The following is a 20625-nucleotide window of genomic DNA, read 5'->3' as shown; positions in this document are numbered from 1 at the left end:
GCCCTCTCCTTACATTACCCTGTGCACAGCATCGATAATTTTCTCGATACTTGGCTGAACCGCGAGTTCCAGATTGTGATTATACGGCATTGGAACATCTTCACTTGCTACCAGTTCTACCTGGGCATCGAGATCATCAAAACAATTTTTGCTTATCATCCATCCAATGTGGGAACCAACACTGGCAACAGGCCAGGCTTCTTCAATTATTACTGCCCTGTTGGTTTTCCGTACCGTTGCAAATATAGCCTCTTCATCCAGTGGACGAAGGCTTCGAAGATCAAGAACCTCGGCATTTATGCCTGCCTCAGCAAGCTTATCAGCTGCTGCAAGAACGGTATGAGTAATCTTTCCATAAGTGATAAGACTCACATCCGAACCTTCACGCTTAACGTCTGCCTTGCCGATCGGAATAAGATATTCCTCATCCGGCACCTCACCAGTCATACCGTAGGTCATTTCGGATTCCATAAACATTACGGGATTATTGTCTCTAATGGCAGATTTCAGTAAGCCCTTGGCATCGTATGGAGTACATGGAAACAAGACCTTCAACCCAGGAACATGCGCATAATAGCTCTCGAATGACTGACTATGCTGCGAAGACAGATATTCAGCAGGACCATTCGGACCGCGGACTACCATTGGGATGCTTATCTGTCCACCGGACATGTGACGCAGCTTAGCTGCATTATTAATTATTTGATCCATTGCCAGTACGCCGAAGTTAAATGTCATCCATTCAACTATTGGCCGCAGCCCCATCATGGCAGCACCTACAGCCATTCCGGTAAAACCAAGCTCTGCAATGGGCGTGTCAATTACTCTTGGGTGCCCGTACTTGTCCAGCAGTCCCTTACTTACCTTGTAGGGACCATTGTACTCGGCCACTTCTTCACCGAGAAGGAATACCTTCTCATCTCTCGCCATTTCTTCATCCATCGCCTGACGAAGTGCTTCCCGAATTGATATCTCTGCCATCCTAAGCCTCCGCTAAAATATCTTCATACATGGTATGCAGAGCAGGTTCAGCACTGTTCTCGGCAAAATCTACTGATTCCTGCACACGCTCTTTGATCCCGACATCAAGTTTCTTGAAATCATCATCAGTGATGATGCCAATATCTGCCATATCTGCTTTCAGAAGCAGAATGGGATCCTGTTGTTTATATGATTCAAGCTCATCCTTGCTTCTGTATTTTGCAGGATCAGACATGGAATGTCCTTTGTAGCGGTAGGTTTTTATATCCAGCAGATATGATTGACCACTCTCACGAGCATCATCAAGTATTGCTTTCATTCTCTGATATGTTTCCACTACATCCATACCATTTATTACTTCAGATTTAAGGTCATAACCAGGAGCTTTCAGAGTAAAGTCGTCAATGGCGCTTGCTCTTCTAACCGAGGTACCCATGCCGAAACCGTTGTTCTCAACCACGTATATAACAGGAAGCTGCCATATCTTCGCCATATTCAGGGATTCATGAAATGCACCCTGATGAATAGCACCATCGCCAAAAAAACAAACAGTTGCTCCCTTGCTCTTTGTATACATCTGAAAGAAACCAACCCCGGTAGCAATAGGAATTTGTGCTCCGACAATACCGTTACCACCCAGGAAATGCTTCTCCATATCAAACATATGCATGGATCCGCCTTTGCCACGGGAACAGCCCGTGATTTTGCCAAAAAGCTCAGCCATTACGGATTTGGGATCCATGCCGAGTGCTATAGCATGTCCATGATCACGGTATGCAGTTAGAACATAGTCTTTATCTCTGTCCATCGCATGCGCAGTACCGACTGCAATACCTTCCTGTCCATTATACAAATGACAGAAGCCGCCGATTTTTTTCAGTCCATACATCTGTGCTGTTTTTTCTTCAAAGCGGCGAATAAGCAGCATGTCATGGAGCATTGTGTGCAGACGGTCAGCTCCCAACGCCTCAAGCGCCTCTTTTCTTTCCTTTTTCATTCCCTGCTCCTGTCTTATTGTAATTCAATATTCTCGATTGCCGTCTCCAGAACAACAACGTCTTCAGGATTAATATTCTGTTCCCAGAAACGCTGTAGCCTGCCGCCAAGCAGTTCAAGTACACCAGCTGTGACGGTCGGATTATCTATAACTGAAATATTCCCATCAACTGTTGCTGTCTTTACATTAGTCCTGAAGACCCACTGAATCTGTGGATTGACATTGATCTGTTCAATTTTGGCTGAATTTCTGTATGCAACACAAAACAAAGAACCAGGTCGGCTTGGCTCAGCCGCGACGGTCATCCATCGTTGTCTGGGCCTTCCATCAGCTCCAATTGAGGCAAGCACACCAATACCGGCCTCGTCAATCAGATCCAACAGCTCGTTTAACTGCTGTTTTTTAAACATTCTTCTAACCTCCATTAATAACTGCTGAGTTGCTTGTAACGCTTGTCAACTAATGTAACGAAATTACACGGGATATCAAAGTACTTTATTCCCTACTATTTCTATCATGTTTATTGCCAAAATGAACAGCCTTGTTGTATACTCCGCGAAAGTTAGTTATTATTATATGAGAAAATGAAACAAAAGCCTGGAGGAGGTATCGTGGCCAAGCAAAAATCCAGCAACGGATTCTTTCAGCGGCAGGACGTTATGAGGCGTGTTATTTACGCACTCATTCCAATTTACTTGTACTCAGTTCTTATGTACGGTTGGCGGGTGTTCACCATAAGTGCAGTTGTATTTGCATCAGGAATTCTTTCAGAGTACATCATGGAGCGCAGCAAAAAGAAAAAAGTCAGTGAAGCAGTGCTGGTAACCTGTGCACTACTTTCTCTGTCAATGCCTCCCATGGTGCCTCTCTGGATTGCATCTGTTGCAGCTGTCTTTGCAGTAATTATCGGCAAGGAAGTCTTCGGCGGTTTCGGCAGGAATGTTTTTAACCCCACAATTACAGGTCGGCTTTTTGTCTATATATCATTTCCACTGGCCCTTCAGCAGACCTGGATGAACCCCGGTCTTTTAGGCAGTGGTGGAAGCTATATGGTTGATGGGATATCTGGAGCTACCACTCTGCAGCATATTTTCGGCGGAGCCTATAATTCCATGTCTTCGCTACCAGCCTGGACTTCACCTTCGGCCCTGGCTGCCGGTGAAATACCTGGCTTGCTGAATCTGCTTCTCGGTATCCGACAGGGTTCCCTGGGTGAAGGACCGATAATCCTGCTCCTCGCAGCAGCAGTTTATCTGATGGTTACCAAGACTGCAAACTGGAAACTCATTCTTTCCACTTTTACCGGCGCATTTCTGATGTCAGCATTCCTTTATCTATCCGGACTGGTTCCAGGAGTGAATCCTTCAGGAAACGGTTTCAGCGGTTTCATGGGTTTTATGGCGCTCTATATGATGTCCGGTTCAATGATCTTTGTTACTGTTTTTATGGCAACTGATCCGGTAACCGGCCCCAACAAGCCAGCTGCACAATGGATATACGGTTTGATGATCGGTTCAATATCCATAATTGTCAGAACATTTTCCGGCTTCCCTGAAGGTACCAGTTTCGGGGTAATGGTAGCAAATACTTTTGCACCGCTGCTGGATGAGCTACTCCCTAAACCCGCAAAAAAAGCGAAGCGTAAGAAGGAGGCTAATAAATGAACAAGCAGAGCATGCTGTACACAATTTTGTTTACCTTTACGATTAGTTTTGTTCTGGTTCTGATTCTGGCTTTCAGCAATGAAGCCACCAGAGAACGAGTAGCACTTAATCTTGAACTCGCAAGAAGCAGAGCTGTCCTGACGGCACTAGGAATCAGCTTTGACGGTGATGAAGATGTGTTGAATAAAATCTCCGAGCTTGATTATGATAGCGATACTGGACTTTACTCAACCATGATAGATGATAAAACTGTTTATGCAGCGGAATTCTCCGGCGCAGGGGTATGGGGAACCATTCGGGGGTTTGCAGCATTCACAGCTGATCTTGGTCAGTTCATTGGGCTGGAAATTGTAGATCACAGTGAGACCCCAGGTCTTGGCGGACGCATTGAAGAACCAGTATATAAAGATCAATTCCGTGAAAAATTAATCCCCGAGGATAAAATATTCACCCTGAATCGAGCTGGAAACTCCGGTAAGGATTCAGGTCAGATTGATGCAGTCACAGGAGCTACCGGCACCAGCCGTGCTATGACACGCATTCTTAATTCAGAGCTGCAGCGATTTGCAGAGAAACTGGGAGGAAACTCATGAGTTCACAATCAGGACAGATCCTCAAAGATAATGTATGGACAAATAATCCGATCCTGATACAAATACTCGGCATTTGTTCAACACTTGCGGTCACAAACCTGTTAACCAATACATTTATTATGACGCTGGGAGTGATTTTCGTTACAGCTTTTTCCAACATGACGGTTTCAATACTGAAAAATCTGTTTCCCAGAAAAGTGCGAATGATTGTTCAGACCTTGATCATAGCTTTCTATGTAATTATTGTAGATATACTGCTTCGGGCATATCTGCCGGAGATCCATACGGCACTGGGTCCATACGTCGGTTTGATAATCACCAATTGTATTATTATGGGCCGCGCTGAAGCATTTGCACAAAGCAACCCTCCGCTCATTTCAATGTGGGATGGAGTATCTTCCGGATTGGGCTATATGGCGGTGCTAATGCTGATAGCCTTTGTCCGTGAACTGCTCGGATTTGGCAGCCTTTTCGGCATACAGGTATTACCGGATGCCTTCACAACCTGGACCATCATGGTAATGCCGCCAAGCGCATTTTTTGCAGTTGGTCTTCTTTTATGGGGCGTAAAATCCATTATGCTCCGCGATGAACATCCTTCTGCCCAAGGAGCAAATAAATGAGTCCTGACATTCCAATGTTATCGTTATTTTTTGCATCAATTTTCACCAGCAATATTCTTCTGGCCAATTTCCTGGGAATGTGTTCCTTCATTTCTATCAGCAAGGACATGACATCCTCAAATGGTCTTGGCATGGCAGTTACCCTGGTACTCACCATTACAGCAGGAATAAACTGGTTGATTCTTGAATTCGTACTAATGCCATTCGATCTTCTATATCTGCGGTTTATTATCTTCATTATTGTAATTGCCGCAATTGTGCAGATGCTCGAGATGATTATCGATCGAATTTCACCAGCTCTCTACATGAACCTTGGAATATTCCTGCCGCTTATCACTGTTAACTGTGCAATCCTGGGGGTTGCTCTGTTCATAGAAATCCGGCGCTACACTTTTTTTCAGTCGATCGTCTATGGATTTGGATCAGGGCTTGGCTGGTGGCTTGCAATAATGCTGCTGGCTGCTATCCGGAAAAAGACAGAAAAAGCGCCAGTTCCTGCAGGACTGCAGGGTCCAGGTATAACAATGATTGTCATCGGGCTGATGGCAATGGCATTCATGGGCTTCTCCGGAATGCTGAGCGTTCAATAGACACTCTGCAGCATACTGAGAACGAATAGAAAGGAGATGATATGAATCCCATGTTTTTTACAGCACCGCTTGCCATAGCCGGAATAAGCGCTTTCCTGGCGATGCTGATTTCTGCAACAGACAAAATTGTCAATAATTATGGTGAAGTAGTAATTGATATAAACAAAGGAAAAAAAGAGCTCGATGTGACTGGTGGGTCTAATCTGCTCAGTTCACTTGCCGAAACTGGTATCTACCTGCCTTCGGCATGCGGTGGCCGAGGAAGCTGTGGTGCCTGCAAGGTTATTGTCAACAGCGATATCGGCCCAGTACTGCCCACGGAGCTCCCTTATCTGACCAAAGAAGAGCTTGATCAGGGAGTACGTCTCTCCTGCCAGATCAAACTGAAAAGTGATATAGGGATCCAGATTCCTGATCAACTTTTCAACATCAAGAAACTGAAGGGGACCGTCACAAAGATGACCGACCTCACACATGATATTCAGGAAGTGTTGGTCGATCTTCCCGAAGGCGAAAGCATCAGCTACCAGTCAGGACAGTATATGCAGATTGAGGTTCCGCCGTATGACAAGATCAAGAGCCCCACTATGAGAGCGTATTCAATGTCATCGCATCCTGCTCAAAAGGGATCTGTTGAATTTCTTATACGACTTGTGCCTGGGGGTATTGTAACCACCTATGTTCATGATCACATGAAAGAAGGTGAAAAGCTCAATATAGTTGGCCCATTCGGAGATTTCTACGTTCAGGACACGGATGCTCCAATGATTTGTGTGGCTGGCGGATCCGGCATGGCTCCTTTTAAGTCTATTTTCAACGATATGATCGAAACGGGAAAAATAAACGACAGGGATGTCTGGTATTTCTTCGGCGCAAGAGCTGTCAGAGATATGTTCTATCTCGATTGGCTCAGGGAACTGGATAAAAAGTATGAGCATTTCCATTTTGTCGCTGCTCTCAGTGAACCAATGGAAGAAGATCATTGGGAAGGTGAAACCGGGCTGATCACCGAGGTTCTGGCAAAATACCTTGATGAAATTATTCCTGCAGACCAGGATAAGGAAGGCTATTTATGTGGAAGTCCAGGTATGCTTGACGCTTGTATGAGCGTCATGAGAAAATACAAAATGAAAGAAGAAAAAATATTCTTCGATAAATTCGCATGATGGATTTGAGGATGCAATTATGAAAATGACTCCGGAATTTACAAAAGCACAGGCTAATATGCAGCCTGGTGTGATCACCTCCACCGGCTTCCTAGGTAATGACAAGCGAAATCTAGCGGATATAATTGAGGCAGACCAGGAAACCATGGCAAGGATCGCTGTTGACTTCGATATTGCAGCCGCCAGAATGCGACACCTGATGGAAGAAGGGCGGAAAGGTTTAGGTGAACCAATTACAGTCGATGGTAAATGGATTGTCAGAACAGATGAAGCCAGAGGTTTCCTGCCCTCTCCTTTTGAGGATGGAATCTTCCGCAAAGTAAATGTAGAAGTCTGGGCACAGGGAGAAACAGAAGACTCCCAGCACAAGATCATTTATACCGAACTGTCACTTCACTTGTTTTCAAAATACCATTTCCTGCAGGGGAAGGGATCGCCTTTCCGTCTTGAGCCGGATGACATCAGGGATGTACTGAATCTATAGCCTACCCGGGCAAAAAAGGCAGCTTCTGAAAAAGCTGCCTTTTTTATTGGACATTAGCCTTAAAAGGAATATACTAAGTTTATGCTGCGTCAAATTTCTAGTATTGGATCATCTCATCAAGCAAGACTTCTGATCGTTGAAGATGAAAAAATTATCGCTCTGGACCTCCAAAGACGTCTTCAGAAATACGGATATGACATTATCGGTATTGCCCAGAATGGTTCCGAAGCTATTTCTTTCGCCGGTGAGACTCAACCGGATCTGATACTCATGGATATAATGCTGCATGGTGAGATCGACGGTGTTCAGGCTGCAACGCAAATTCACAAAGACTTGCAGATCCCGATTATCTTTCTCACAGCCTATGCTGATCAGAAAACACTGGAACGGGCGAAGGAAGCAGAACCCTTTGGTTATGTCCTGAAACCATTTAAAGAGCGTGAGTTATACAGTACAATAGATATTGCTCTATATAAAAGCGGTGTTGACAAGACATTACGACAGCATGACCGCTGGTTAAAGGCTCTGCTCAACAATATCGGTGATGGAATTATCGCTGCAGATACCAATGGTGTGATTGATTATATGAACCCTGTAGCCGAAAGAATCTGTAACTGGCATTTTGAGGAAGACAGCAATACAAAACTTCATGAGATTCTTGACCTGCACGATGCACAGACACGACTTCAGGTCTCAATTCCGGACGTCGGGAACCTATCGAGAAATGAGCCGATGTTTTTCGATAATCTACTGCTTATTAGTGCTTCCGGGGCTCATATCCATATTGAAGGCTCCTTTGCCGGTATTTATGATGACAACGATATCTGTGAAGGTATCGTTGTGGCTTTTCAGGATGTAAGCACAATAAAAACAATGTCCGACACTATTATGTATCAGGCCAGTCACGACAGCCTTACTGGTCTTATTAATCGTGATGAATTTTTTTCGCAGCTTAAACACGTAGTACATCGAAACACAGGTGCGCAGCCCGATCATCTTTTATACCTGGACATTGATCAATTCAAACTGGTCAACGACCTGTGCGGACACCTTGCAGGAGATGAACTTCTCAGACAGATATCCAAGGACATCTATCGTTTATTGCCATCGGATTATGCACTGGCTCGACTGGGTGGTGATGAATTCGGTATTCTTGCCAAAGCCTGCAGTCCTGATGAACTAATGGAATTCTGTGAGCAGCTTATCAATGCTATCAAACGGAAGTTTGCATGGAAGGAAAATACAATACAGATTTCGGTTAGTATCGGTGTTGTAACAATTAATGAACATTTAAAGGATCCCTACACTATTCTGGCAGCAGCAGACGACGCAACCTACCTCGCCAAGGAATCAGGAGGCAATACATATCGATTTTATCATACTGCTGATTTTTCCTTTCTGAAAAGACGAGGCGAAATGCAGTGGGCGGCAAGAATCACACGTGCCCTGGAAGAAGATCTTTTTATCTTGTATGAACAGCCTATTGTATGTTTGAAGGACAGGAAAATTCTGAAACATGAAATTCTTCTCAGGCTGCAGGAACGTGATGATGAGATAATTTCTCCTCAGGTCTTTATTCCTGCTGCGGAGCGTTACAACTTGATGCCGGCTATAGACCGCTGGGTAATTGAGCATACGTTCAGATATATAAGAGAAACCTCTTCGCAGGACAAGTATGCAATAAACCTCTCCGGTGCATCCATCGCAGATCCGGATATTTCCAGATACATACTGGATAAAATCAATGAATACGGCATTAATGCCGAGCAGATCACTCTGGAGATTACTGAAACTACTGCGATTGAAAACCTGAGTATGGCCATTCAGTTTATAGGATCAATGCGGGAGCTTGGGGTGAGCTTTGCCCTCGATGATTTCGGAAGCGGGTTTTCCAGCTTTACATACCTCAGGAATCTTCCCGTACAATACCTCAAGCTTGATGGATCATATGTCAAGGATCTACTTGAAGATCCGGTAAGCCGACAGATGGTTGAGTCGATAAACGGGATCGGTCATGTCCTGGGAATGCAGACTATCGCCGAATATGTCCGTTCAGAGGAACTTCTGGAGGCGCTTACACTAATTGGAGTTGATCATGGCCAGGGTTACGAAATCCAGAGACCAGCACCCCTAACATCGAAGGAAAGCATTGGGATGAGGTGATTACCTAAATCATCGACTCCGGATCAAGCATCCTGTCGCACTCCTCAACACTGACACCTTCGTCTTTGCAGAGAACGTCTCGCAATGTTCTTTTTTCCCTTTGAGCTTTCAGAGCGATTTTCGCAGCCCGGTCATATCCGATTTCTGCCGCTATTTTGGTAATCAGAGCCAGGCTGCTCTCAACCTGCTCTCGGCAGTTATCTGCATTGGCTGTAATACCGGCCACACAACGCAAATTCAGGCCCTTGCAGGCATTTTTCAGCAGCCTCAGCGACTCTATTGTCTCATATGCAATCAAGGGAAACATTATGTTAAGTTCGAGTGGGCCCTGGGATGCAGCACTGTTCACTGAAGCGGATTTGGCCATAATAAAAACAGAAATCTGCTGCACCGCCTCAGGTATGACAGGATTTATTTTTCCTGGCATAATTGATGATCCCGGCTGAAGCTCTGGAAGGTTTATCTCACCGAACCCTCCATTAGGCCCGCTGGACAGCAATCTTAAATCAATGGCCCAACGCTGCAAACTGACTGACAGTCCCTGCAACGCTCCCATGAGAAATACCTGGGGCAGACGGGAGTTCATTTCTGCTGCAGGCACATCTGAAGCCTGAACGACTGTGCCTATCTTTCCGGAAATATATTCAGCAGCTCCAGCGGCAAACCGGGGATGTGTATTCAATCCGCTCCCGGCAGCGGTACCTCCGAGGGCGAGAACCGAAAGGGCTGTTTCACAATGCTTGACAGCAACAAGGGATTGCTTAAACTGTCTGGCTGCAGCCCTGAATGCATCACCCAGACGCACAGGAACTGCATCCTGCAGGTGCGTTCTTCCCAGTTTTACAATAGGATCGAACTGATCAGCTTTCTGCAGCAAAGCAGCGGCGAGTGATTCAACCTCTCTGTACAGACCGGGCAACTCTGACAGACAGGCAATATTTATAGCTGTTGGAATTACATCGTTGGAGGATTGACCGAGATTAACCTGATCATTGGGGTGGAGTGTAATCCCCTGTTCCCTGGCTGCAATGCCGGCAATGACTTCATTACAATTCATATTCCATGAAGTACCGGAACCAGTCTGAAAAACCTCAACCGGAAAAGCCTCGGCATAAGCACCCTCCCAGATACGCAAGCCTGCAGATTCAATTGCCTGCGCTGCTTCAGAACCCAGCAGACCTAGTCCGAGATTTGAAGCTGCCGCAGCGGCTTTTACGAGGCCCAGAGACCTGCGCAGGGATTCAGGCATAGTATAACCCGAAAAATCAAAATTATTGACGGCACGCTGCGTCTGAGGGCCCCAGAGGGCATCTGCAGGAACGATCACCTCACCCAGTGAATCCTTGTTGACTCTGTTTTCTATAGAAGTAGTATCATATATATCTTGCATTAAAGAAAACCGTTTCCTTTTCAAAATGAGCTTGTGCATGAAGAATGCTTAAAGGTCTGGAAAAATAATAACCTTGTATGAAATCACAGTTACTTCGCTTGAGAAAGTCAAACTGCTGTTTGGTTTCAACACCCTCCGCAACCACACGCATGTTCATACTATGTGCCATGGATATTATTGCAGTAACGATAGCAGCCTGGTTCTCTCTCAACATGAGATCCCGTATAAAGCTGCGATCTATCTTCAATTGATCGACCGGTAGATTCTTTAAATAACTCAGGCTTGAATAACCAGTCCCGAAATCATCTATTGCGATCTGCATACCTGCGTTCTTCAACCGCCGAATAATAGAAACAGATTCAGAAATATCGCGCATAATACTGTTCTCGGTAATCTCAATGGTAACATTTTCAGGAGGTAATTCAGTTTCATTCAGAATTCCCAGAAGATTTTCTACAAGATCCGGTTGCATAAACTGACGTGCGGAAAGATTAACCGCAACGCTTGCCTGTACAGTGCCCATCTTCAGCCATTGTGCATATTGCATACAGGCTTTTCGGAAAACATATTCACCTATTCGGTAAATCAGGCCATTTTCTTCTGCTAACGGTATGAAGTGACCAGGAGGTACTTCACCGTAATCCGGATGAAATAACCGTGCTAAAGCCTCACTCGAGGATAGCTTACCGGATTCCATATCGATAACCGGCTGGTAATATACCTGAATAAGATCATTTTCAAGGCTTGAACGCAGGATATCTTCGAGTTGTATGCGCTGCTGTACTCGTTCATTCAGTTCAGCAGTATAAAAGCAATAACCGCCCTTCTGCTGTGTTTTTGCCTGAATAAGTGCCAGGTCAGCTCTGGAAAGCAGTGATTCAGGGTCAGTACCATCATTCGGGAAAAGGCTCATTCCGACCGTTGCTCCCAGATAGATATTAGATCCCTTGAGCAGGAAAGGATGTGCGAGTGCTTCAATTATTGTTGCAGCTGCCACACGGGCATCTTCTGTGGATGAAATATCAGGCAGCAATACCGTGAACTCATCACCGCCGGTTCTCGCGGTCGTACAGCCAAGACTGACAGCAGAGCAGATTCTCTGTGCAGCAAGCTGAAGCACACGGTCACCAAAACAATGTCCCCATCCATCGTTAATTTTCTTGAAATCATCAAGGTCAATTACCAGAAGAGCGAGAGACCTGGTTTTCATGGTAGCAGTCTTGATAGAACGCTCCACATACTCCTGCAATAATGCACGGTTGGGGAGGTCAGTCAGGCCATCATGTTGGGATACATGCTCCAATTGAGCTTCGACCTCTCGTATCCGCGACACGTCACGAAAAAGATAACAGTAATAAACCGAGCTTCCATTCTGGATATTCAGTACAGTTGAATGCGAAGAGAAAGCAACTCCATCCTCTCGCATGCCGTAAAACTGACCAACCCATTTTCCAAAGGCCTGTATCTTCAACATGATATCGTCAATAGCTGTAATTCCGCTCTTATGTTCGAGCATTCTATGGATACGCATTTTTACAAGAGCTGACTTGCTGTACCCACTCATCTTTTCAAAAGCGGTATTAGCAAATAGTATCTGATGATTTGCATCAGTTACTACAATACCTTCACTGCTGTACAGAAAAAGTGAGTCGACAAATCCCGGTAGTGTAGCTTGTGATACAAGTTGGCTGATCATGCTGGCTCATATTAAACTGCAGATGATGAACCGTCAAGCAAAGTGGAAACAGAATCTTGTTGCATATCATGCCTATAGTGATTACGATATCAATTATGACTGATGTTATCCACGACTTTGAATCGAAAAAACCCGTCACCTCTTCGATTGTCCTACTGGGAATCAAGCACGTCGGTAAAACCACACTCGGGCAGGATTTCGCCTCAAGACACAGAATGGCCTGGATGGATCTTGATGACATGATTCTGGATCGTGCCAGGGAAGTTCATAGCCTGGAGTGCAGTACAATCCGTGAAGTCTACATTCAGTTAGGAAAACAGCGTTTTCAGGAACTGGAAACCTCGTCGGCCCGCTATCTCAACATCAATCAGGGCAGGAGGATGGTGGTGTCGACCGGAGGTGGTATTGCAGACAATCTTCCCGCTCTCCACGAGCTGGCGAATATCGGTGTTCCTGTATACCTGTATGAAGAAGAGTCCGTATTATTCCACCGGATTATGAGTAGAGGCTTACCGCCGTTTCTGGATGCAAAAGCACCTGATCAATCATTTCATGAACTATATATCCGTCGCGATCGCATATACCGCGAGGCTGCCTCACTTGTTGTCGACCTTCAGGGCCGTGATGTATCGGATGCTCTTGCTTGTTTTAATAGTGCCGTATACTCATATCTCGTGAAAAATTGATTTTCAGACAAATCGGCATTGTGGAATACCTTAATTAAAAAAAGCCGGCCCTGAAAGCCGGCTTCTACAAAGAATCTGCTGTCTATTCTTCCTCTACTTCGAAATCTTCTTTTTCTGCACCGCAAAGTGGACATACCCAATCCTCGGGAAGAGCCTCAAAGCTTGTACCTGGTTCAATATTGTTATCAGGATCGCCTTCTTCCGGATCATAGATATATCCGCAAACAACACATACATACTTGTTCATTACCAACTCCTTCTTATTCTTTATCTTCAATTTGCTGTTTTTTCAATGCGTTTTGCAGCATAACCGCTAATCCGAGAGCCACAATTGCAATCGGCCACCAACGAATTACGAATTTCGCAAAACTCATTTCAATGAGGTCTAAACTAAACAATAAAAAGAGCAATGACAAGCCGATGAGAACCAGCGCAGGAATCACATATATGATTTTTGCATCGCTTTTTTTTTGTAATCCATAAAACAATAAAGCAAGAGCAAGCACTGTCAAGAACACAGGCCAGAGACGTTCGAGCACAGCCCAGGACATCACAGTGTTCAGAAGCACCAGGACCACACCACACAGTAGAAAAAAGACACCCATAAAAATAGCGCCTTCACTTGACTTGATAATATACCCTCTATAAAGAAGGTAAGTACCTGTCAATAAAATCAGTCCGGGCCACAGAGATGCCAGCGTCGGCAATATGCCTGTGGTGAACAATAAAAGCACAGAACCACCAAGTGCTGCTCCAAAACCTAAAAAGAAAAATTTGCCTGACATGATACGCTCCAGGTAAATACTACCAGTTTATTAGTCCGGGTGCAAACCATACCATCGATAATCATACTTGCAATCAGCAGAATTTCGAGGTAGTGTTTCCTCATGAAGATTCCTTCTCCTATCCTGAAAAACAGGTTTTTTTATACAATACTCTACTGCGTAGGTATAACACTTCTCTTCTCGTGCACTCCTGATACCAATACTGCAAGTGTAACCTATTCGGACACGATTCAGCAACTCAAACAATTATTAAATGCTGCTGAAAGTAATCCTGAAGAACAGGCCGTCATAGTTGATCAACTCATGCAGCAGTATCGTAAGGATGGCCTGACATCCGAAATTCCACATTTGCTGACCGGCTTTGTCAGCACACATCCGAATACCTCATACAATGCGTACTTTCTTTTTCTTACAGCCGAACACCTGAGGCAATCAAACGACAATGCATCAGCGATCCTTTATTACTACAGAGCTGTCTACCGCCACCCGGATGTCGAAATACAAGGAGAATCTGTCCACTATCGTTCTTTGAATATGCTGATCCAGCTGTCATCCAGCCCGGAGGAGCAGCTTCAATATTATGACACACTCCAAAGCAGGTTTGCAGGTAAGATTGACCCAGGTATTCATCATTATTTCAAAGCCAAGATCTATGAGAAGGTTGGCGACTATGATTCGGCCTTCCGTGAATACCGCAACTTTATCAGCTACCCTGATACCAGAATTCCAGGCCAGCCGAATGCTTATCAGCAGGTTCAGAAAATGCTTGCCTTCCAGAACAGCTCGAGAGACTGGACCTATGAGAATCTGGACGACCTCGTATCAGAAATACAGACCGCAATTGCAACCAGAAATCATACGCGGCTGGTACGCAGTAGAGCAAAAGTCAACTTTTTTGCCATGTCATGGAAACAGGATGAGGCAGACCCAAACGCATCCGCTGGTTTCGAAATCGGCCCTTTTCTTGCAAGAAACAGAATCCGCTTTGCTGCAGAGCTTGAACCTAGATCCACGGCTCAGGAAGCCTACCTTTGGACCAGCGGCTGGGAACCACGAATTCCAACATGGTACCTGTATTTCAGAAAAATCGATTTTCCGGCTGACCCGAAGGTTCATGGGAACTGGGAATGGGCAGGTATATATTTCGGTGAACTACTCTAGTCCACCTGCCGATAATACACTATGACCAAAGCTGCATCACGACTACAAACACTTTTAGCTGCTGCCTGCTGTTTCTTTTTGACTGTTCCGGCTGTTGCTGGTGATCACGTACGTTATCATATTGACTGGGAAGAAATGCGGCTGACGATACATGCAAGTGCTGTTATCCCGGATGCAGGCAGAAACAGTCCTGCCGCACCCCAGAGAAGTGTCAGGCAGCTGGAACAACAAGTGCCCGAATTTCTCTTTCAGGCATTGCAGCAGGTCCCGCTAAGCAACGGTGAACTGGTATCCGGTAATCAATTACTTATGAACCGGATTCTTTCGGATATCGAGAAAATTGATTCCAGTGGAACCTATGAATACTCGCGCGTTTCCGCTGATCTGCGTTCTGTAAGCATTCAGCGCCACTACCCGCTGGCCCAGATTATCTCTTCCAGATACATACAGCATGATGTTCCGAGGCCCATACCTCGTAGACTCGGCTGGTCTCCTTCCTCTGAATATACCGGACTGATCATCTATGCAGCGCACACGGATGCAGCAGCTGCCTTGTTTCCGCGATTATTAAATCAGGATGGTCAGGTTATTTTTGACCGCAGTATGAACCACCCGGAACGATTACGAGAGGAAAACCTTGTACAGTATGCTTCAAATCCGGAATCATCTGCTATTCCGGCAAGGGTAGGATTGAATCCTAAAATGATCACGGCTTATGAAGCAGCCACATCTGGATCATCTGACCTGATAATTCACAATAATGATGTGCACGCATTACTGCGGACACCGAGCATCAGATCAGCAATGCAGGCAGGCCGAATAGTAATTATTTTATCAGATGAATCTCTGTCCGTACATTATTGACTTTCATCAGCTCTTGCCGGCATCATAGGCACATGCATAATCATCGCTTTTTTCATGCTTTCAGAAATCAATCTGTATTCAGAATACTTACAGTTACTGCAGTTCTGCTGATTATATCCAGCTGCAGCCGCAATCCTTCTGCAATTATCCTCTGGTCCGAGAATCCCGAGGAACTTCCTCATGGAAGCCTTCTCTCGGTCGTTTCACAAGGCCAGGATTCCTCAATCGTGTTCGCCCTTGACGATTCAGAGCAGAGAAATATTTCTGTGCACAACTGGCGGATCCGGATTTTTGAAGATGAAGACGAAGCACGGGCTTTTTATGAGTCATATAAAGACTATGCAGGAACAAGTGCAGTATCCAAACGCAATGCCCTGCCCGTACGTGCAGCAGCCAACTCAAGCGGACGAATTGTCTATCGTCTGCATTTTGATGAAGAAATCAAGATACTGGATCAAGGTGAAGAGCCTAGTGTAGAAGGCGGCATGGAAGACTTCTGGTACAGAATACTCACCCACGGCGGCGTTGAAGGTTATGTATTCGGCTTTCATCTACAGCTGGTTGATCCAGGGGCAGTTATTACCGAAGAGCGTGAAGGTTTACTTGATGAACAACTGCAGCATCTGCTGCTTTCGGATTGGAGACCTCTTGAATACCTGGAAATGATTCGAAACCAGCGGATTCGCCCGGAGCGTATAAGCGCTCGAAATGGACTGTTTTTTGATACCGATGAACAGCGAATTGATATAGTAACACATAGTAATTCATGGATTTTCGCGTATGACAGCATTCAGACACTCAACAGCAGGAGCTATCTGTTCACTGGTGCGGATATAACCGTTCAGTTCAGAGAACACTCAGATATCCAGGTACAATTTCCGGATGGAGGACGTCAGAATATCGAGCGCTTTGTAATCCTTGAAGAGGATCTCAGGGAAATTGTAGATGCGGAGTTTAGCCGCAGAGATAATATATTCAGACGCCTGAAGGAACAAGGCAACCAACTGGACAGCACTGCCTATGGAACAATAGTATTTCAGGAAGCCGGTTTCACCTGGGAAGGTTTCCAGCGACTGCAGCCTCGAATAATTCCATCGACTGCAGGCAATGAGGGCAATATTGATTTCGGGTATTATATGAGCCGGAATTTGAGTACTATGTATGATGGAGTTATGGGGCTGAGTTTCAGCAATACCAGGGAACAGGTTGTGTTTCTGTACGAACTGGTTGGTGACGGCCTTAGGTTAACCCATGCTCCGGAAAATACAATCAGAGACAGAGTCGTGGAATCAGTCAGCCTATCACCGACAATTCTGTTCTTTACCTATTCAACAACCGTAGAGGAAGACCTGTATCAGGATACAACCCCGAGCGACGATTCAAACGGCAACAGCGACTGATGTCTGAATATCACCTCCAGGTAAGCGAGCTGTCACACAGCTTCGGCGGCCAGGTACTGTTTGAAGATGTACATTTTACAATGCGGTCTGGTGACCGCATTGCGCTTGCAGGATCAAACGGAAGCGGTAAATCAACATTTATGAAGTTCCTTGCCGGGAGCATGCAGCCAGACACTGGTGTAATTGTACTGAGCAAACACGCCAGGATTGCCTATCTTCCACAGGAAGGTGTGGCTCTGCATACTCATTCTGTATATTCAGAAGCTGAACAGGTATATTCACACATAGTTCAGCTGATTGAACGCAGACAGGAAATTGCAGACTTCATGGCCGCCGGCAATCATAATGAATCATTGCTTGAAGAATACGGTTCGTTGCAGGAGCATATTGAAAACTCCGGCTATTACAGCCGTGAATCAGTTATAGAATCGACCTTGACGGGCCTCGGATTCAACCGGGAGGATCTGCAGAGAGCATGTTCTGAGTTCTCGGGTGGATGGAGGATGAGAATTGCCCTGGCCAAGCTTCTGATAGATCGACCGGATTTCATACTTCTGGATGAACCGACAAACTACCTGGATATTGAAGCCAGACAGTGGCTGGAAAACTGGATGCAGCGTTTCGAAGGCGGTATCCTGTTGGTAGCTCATGATCGCTATTTCCTCGATACAACAATGAAGCAGGTCGTCGAACTTTTTCAGGGAAATCTGCGGAGATACCCGGGAAGCTATAGCCGCTATGAGCAGGTACGGACAGAAGAAATTGTACAGCTAACCCGTGAGTATGAAAAACAGAAAGACGAGATATCCAGACATGAAGATTTTATACGCCGATTCCGGTACAATGCACGGAAAGCAAAACAGGTACAAAGCCGCGTTAAAATGCTGGATAAAATCGACACCATTGAGTTACCTCCGCATCTCAAGCCAATCGCTATTCCTATGCCCACTGTCCCGCATAGCGGGAAAGAAGCCCTACATCTGGAAAATCTGAACAAGTCATACGGCCAGCTAAGAGTACTGAACAATCTTGATCTTCATATACAGAGGGGTGAATGCATTGCACTTACGGGGCGCAATGGAATGGGTAAAAGTACATTACTCAGAATCATTGCTGGACAGGATCAGAAATACGATGGGCAGGTTATTCTCGGAAGCGGTGTACGCACGGGATTCTATGCACAGGAGTCAGCATATTCACTCCCTCCAGACCTCAGTATCCTGGAATACCTTGAACAGAGTGCACCTCCGGATCGAATTGGCAGTGTCCGTGATCTTCTTGGAGCATTCCTGTTCCATGGAGACTCGGTCGAGAAACCTCTCAAAGTCCTCAGCGGTGGAGAACGCAGCCGGGTAGCCTTGCTGAATGTTCTTCTGCAGCCAGTCAACTTCCTTCTGCTTGATGAGCCAACAAACCACCTGGACATAATTTCACAGGATGTACTGGCAGATGCTCTACAGAGATACAGCGGAACAGTCATTGTAGTCTCACATGATCACGATTTTCTCGAGCGGGTTGCGAGCAGAGTTTTTGAACTCGGACCGGGAAAACATCGCAATTTCCCGGGAGATTACGCATATTACCGCCATCGTCTGGCTGCAGAAGCACAGGATACTTCTTCAGGTGAAGAAACAAGGCCTGGTTCTCAGGTAACGGAACAATCAGCAAATGAGCAAGGCACTACAGACTATCATGAACAGAAAAAACGAAGATCCCTGCAACAGAAACTGGAGAAAGAAGAAGCTCGGATCCTCAAGGAAATTGAAGTTTGTGAAAATACAATCTCTATGCTCCAGGAAAAACTTGCGAAACCGGAAGTCTACAGCGACGGAGAACAGGCAAGAGAAACCCAGATAAAAATCAGTGATGCCCAAAGTCAGCTAGAAAAGCTGACCGAAGAATGGGAATCAACAGAGAGTGAACTCTCAGCTCTGAATTGATCTTTTTTTTATTTTGTCCCGTCTCTTGTCTTGAAGCCCGCCTCCGGCTTACAATACGGCATGCAAAGAATTATATCCTGGAATGTAAATGGGATCCGGGCTGCCCACAAAAAAGGCCTGCTTGATTTTGTACAAAGCGATGCTCCGGACATTTTGTGTCTACAGGAAACAAAAGCCGAGTTTGACCAGCTACCTGCTGAACTTCAGGAGGCGGCCGGATACAAAAGCTACTATGCATCTGCGCAACGCAAGGGGTACAGCGGTGTATCGATCTGGTCCAGAGAAGAACCGGCCGAAATCAGGCTTATGAACGCAGCCGAATTCGATGCCGAAGGAAGAGTCCTATGTGCTACCTACGACCGCAGTACTCCGCTGACAGTAATAAATGCTTATTTTCCAAACAGCCAGGAAAAAGGTAAGCGGCTTGATTATAAGCTTGCTTTCTGTCAGGCAATGCTGGAACTGTGTAATGATTTCAATGAAAAGAATCACGAACTTGTACTCTGCGGTGACTACAATATTGCACATACAGAGATAGACCTTGCGAATCCCAAACAGAACACAGAAAACCCGGGATTTTTGCCCGAAGAACGGGAATGGATGAGCAGTTTTTTGGGTGCAGGATACATAGATACGTTTCGGGAGTTTACCCCGGAAGGTGGCCATTACTCATGGTGGTCGTACCGTTCAAATGCCAGAGCGAGGAATATCGGCTGGAGAATCGACTACCACTGCATCAATCCCTTACTGAGGAAAAAACTGGAATCAGCGGCAATTCTGCCTGAAGTGATGGGATCAGATCATTGTCCGGTAAGCCTGACCCTGAATCATTGACTTTTACGACTACTGTTAATATTCTGCCAGAGAGGAACCAATGAGAATCCGCTATAACGCACCGGTTACTTTAAGCTTTTCGTTGACGGCAGCATTGATATTGCTACTCAATGCAAGCCTGCTTCAGGGATTGACATGGAATTTTTTCACTGTCCGTTCGAGTATGAACTTCAGGAATCTGCTGGACTATTTCAGATTATTCAGTCATGTTCTAGGTCATGCCGACTGGTCTCATCTCCTGGGTAATCTTGCTATTTTACTGCTTATCGGACCGATTCTGGAAGAAAAGTACGGTGGGATGCCTCTGCTGTTCATGATAGCTCTGACTGCGTTCATAACCGGTATTGTCAATGTAATTATTATGCCGAGTGCATTGCTTGGTGCAAGCGGTATTGTTTTTATGATGATCCTGCTGGTTTCTTTTACAAATATACGAGGTGGTGAAATCCCCCTCACCTTCATTCTGATACTTGTACTTTACCTGGCTCGTGAGCTGTTCAGTATATTTCAGGATGATAACATCTCTCAGCTTGCGCATATTTTAGGCGGCAGCTGCGGCAGCATTTTCGGATTTCTCCGTGCGGATAGACACACATAGCATATGCAAT

The 20625-nt window shown here is 45.5% G+C and carries 21 protein-coding genes; 14 read left to right on the top strand and 7 right to left on the bottom strand.

The genetic code is table 11. The annotated features are described in order from the left end of the window. Positions 1-9: 9 nt before the first annotated feature. The 3 genes from ACYQ2L_RS10410 to ACYQ2L_RS10400 are packed head-to-tail and all read right to left on the bottom strand — an operon-like array spanning position 10 to position 2388. Positions 10-981 carry a pyruvate dehydrogenase complex E1 component subunit beta gene (locus ACYQ2L_RS10410; RefSeq protein WP_460055090.1) on the bottom strand — a complete coding sequence of 324 codons (972 nt, stop codon included), beginning with the start codon at positions 979-981 and terminating at the stop codon, positions 10-12. A 1-nt stretch (position 982) separates the two neighbouring features. After that, positions 983-1978, bottom strand: a complete 996-nt coding sequence (gene pdhA / locus ACYQ2L_RS10405; protein ID WP_460055087.1) for a pyruvate dehydrogenase (acetyl-transferring) E1 component subunit alpha — start codon at positions 1976-1978, stop codon at positions 983-985. A 14-nt stretch (positions 1979-1992) separates the two neighbouring features. Further along, a complete protein-coding gene (locus ACYQ2L_RS10400) occupies positions 1993-2388 on the bottom strand; it encodes a pyridoxamine 5'-phosphate oxidase family protein (protein WP_460055084.1) in 396 nt (131 codons plus the stop codon). A 201-nt stretch (positions 2389-2589) separates the two neighbouring features. Between ACYQ2L_RS10400 and ACYQ2L_RS10395 the strand changes: the two genes are divergently transcribed. The 7 genes from ACYQ2L_RS10395 (at position 2590) to ACYQ2L_RS10365 (ending at position 9261) form a co-directional block, all read left to right on the top strand. Beyond that, positions 2590-3642: an RnfABCDGE type electron transport complex subunit D gene (locus ACYQ2L_RS10395; RefSeq protein ID WP_460055080.1), complete on the top strand. Its 1053-nt coding sequence runs from the start codon at positions 2590-2592 to the stop codon at positions 3640-3642. After that, entirely contained in the window at positions 3639-4235 is a 597-nt protein-coding gene (locus ACYQ2L_RS10390; RefSeq protein ID WP_460055076.1) for an RnfABCDGE type electron transport complex subunit G, read from the top strand. Before ACYQ2L_RS10395 ends, ACYQ2L_RS10390 begins: the two co-directional genes overlap by 4 nt. Beyond that, complete coding sequence (locus ACYQ2L_RS10385) at positions 4232-4858, top strand: NADH:ubiquinone reductase (Na(+)-transporting) subunit D (RefSeq protein ID WP_460055072.1); 627 nt, start codon at positions 4232-4234, stop codon at positions 4856-4858. Before ACYQ2L_RS10390 ends, ACYQ2L_RS10385 begins: the two co-directional genes overlap by 4 nt. Then, positions 4855-5448, top strand: coding sequence for an NADH:ubiquinone reductase (Na(+)-transporting) subunit E (locus tag ACYQ2L_RS10380; protein WP_460055069.1), 594 nt, complete (start codon positions 4855-4857; stop codon positions 5446-5448). The genes ACYQ2L_RS10385 and ACYQ2L_RS10380 overlap by 4 nt, the downstream gene beginning before the upstream one ends. A 41-nt stretch (positions 5449-5489) precedes the next feature. Beyond that, positions 5490-6614 (top strand): NADH:ubiquinone reductase (Na(+)-transporting) subunit F, encoded by a 1125-nt coding sequence (locus ACYQ2L_RS10375; protein WP_460055066.1) that lies wholly within the window; start codon positions 5490-5492, stop codon positions 6612-6614. A 19-nt stretch (positions 6615-6633) separates the two neighbouring features. Further along, a complete protein-coding gene (locus tag ACYQ2L_RS10370; RefSeq protein WP_460055063.1) occupies positions 6634-7098 on the top strand; it encodes a hypothetical protein in 465 nt (154 codons plus the stop codon). 81 nt (positions 7099-7179) lie between these two features. Beyond that, the gene (locus ACYQ2L_RS10365) at positions 7180-9261 is read left to right on the top strand and encodes a two-component system response regulator (RefSeq protein ID WP_460055060.1); all 2082 of its coding nucleotides are present in this window, start codon (positions 7180-7182) and stop codon (positions 9259-9261) included. A 4-nt stretch (positions 9262-9265) separates the two neighbouring features. Here ACYQ2L_RS10365 and ACYQ2L_RS10360 read toward each other — a convergent pair whose 3' ends face one another. Next, a complete protein-coding gene (locus tag ACYQ2L_RS10360) occupies positions 9266-10651 on the bottom strand; it encodes a lyase family protein (RefSeq protein ID WP_460055057.1) in 1386 nt (461 codons plus the stop codon). Continuing rightward, positions 10635-12347 (bottom strand): sensor domain-containing protein, encoded by a 1713-nt coding sequence (locus ACYQ2L_RS10355; RefSeq protein WP_460055054.1) that lies wholly within the window; start codon positions 12345-12347, stop codon positions 10635-10637. Before ACYQ2L_RS10355 ends, ACYQ2L_RS10360 begins: the two co-directional genes overlap by 17 nt. 95 nt (positions 12348-12442) lie before the next feature. Here ACYQ2L_RS10355 and ACYQ2L_RS10350 point away from each other — a divergent pair, with 95 nt between their 5' ends. Further along, positions 12443-13033, top strand: a complete 591-nt coding sequence (locus ACYQ2L_RS10350) for a shikimate kinase (RefSeq protein WP_460055052.1) — start codon at positions 12443-12445, stop codon at positions 13031-13033. 82 nt (positions 13034-13115) lie between these two features. Here ACYQ2L_RS10350 and rd read toward each other — a convergent pair whose 3' ends face one another. Together rd and ACYQ2L_RS10340 are read right to left on the bottom strand one after the other, a co-directional pair. Beyond that, entirely contained in the window at positions 13116-13280 is a 165-nt protein-coding gene (gene rd / locus ACYQ2L_RS10345; protein WP_460055050.1) for a rubredoxin, read from the bottom strand. 13 nt (positions 13281-13293) lie between these two features. Further along, on the bottom strand, positions 13294-13818 hold the full coding sequence (locus tag ACYQ2L_RS10340) for a LiaI-LiaF-like domain-containing protein (RefSeq protein ID WP_460055048.1): 525 nt from the start codon (positions 13816-13818) through the stop codon (positions 13294-13296). A gap of 102 nt (positions 13819-13920) precedes the next feature. Between ACYQ2L_RS10340 and ACYQ2L_RS10335 the strand changes: the two genes are divergently transcribed. Genes ACYQ2L_RS10335 through ACYQ2L_RS10310 form a run of 6 tightly spaced genes read left to right on the top strand, consistent with a single transcriptional unit; the run spans position 13921 to position 20615 of the window. After that, complete coding sequence (locus tag ACYQ2L_RS10335) at positions 13921-14979, top strand: tetratricopeptide repeat protein (protein WP_460055045.1); 1059 nt, start codon at positions 13921-13923, stop codon at positions 14977-14979. 21 nt (positions 14980-15000) lie between these two features. Then, entirely contained in the window at positions 15001-15843 is an 843-nt protein-coding gene (locus ACYQ2L_RS10330; protein ID WP_460055043.1) for a hypothetical protein, read from the top strand. Between the two features lie 32 nt (positions 15844-15875). Continuing rightward, positions 15876-17243, top strand: coding sequence for an SH3 domain-containing protein (locus ACYQ2L_RS10325; protein ID WP_460055040.1), 1368 nt, complete (start codon positions 15876-15878; stop codon positions 17241-17243). After that, on the top strand, positions 17243-19183 hold the full coding sequence (locus ACYQ2L_RS10320; RefSeq protein WP_460055038.1) for an ABC-F family ATP-binding cassette domain-containing protein: 1941 nt from the start codon (positions 17243-17245) through the stop codon (positions 19181-19183). Before ACYQ2L_RS10325 ends, ACYQ2L_RS10320 begins: the two co-directional genes overlap by 1 nt. A gap of 60 nt (positions 19184-19243) precedes the next feature. After that, on the top strand, positions 19244-20017 hold the full coding sequence (locus tag ACYQ2L_RS10315; RefSeq protein WP_460055035.1) for an exodeoxyribonuclease III: 774 nt from the start codon (positions 19244-19246) through the stop codon (positions 20015-20017). A gap of 40 nt (positions 20018-20057) precedes the next feature. Beyond that, positions 20058-20615, top strand: a complete 558-nt coding sequence (locus ACYQ2L_RS10310) for a rhomboid family intramembrane serine protease (protein WP_460055032.1) — start codon at positions 20058-20060, stop codon at positions 20613-20615. The last annotated feature ends 10 nt before the right edge of the window (positions 20616-20625 follow it).

The sequence above is a fragment of the Spirochaeta dissipatitropha genome, assembly GCF_054657935.1.
The sequence above is the reverse complement of the archived record's forward strand: the minus strand, read 5'-3'. Positions and strand labels throughout refer to the sequence as shown.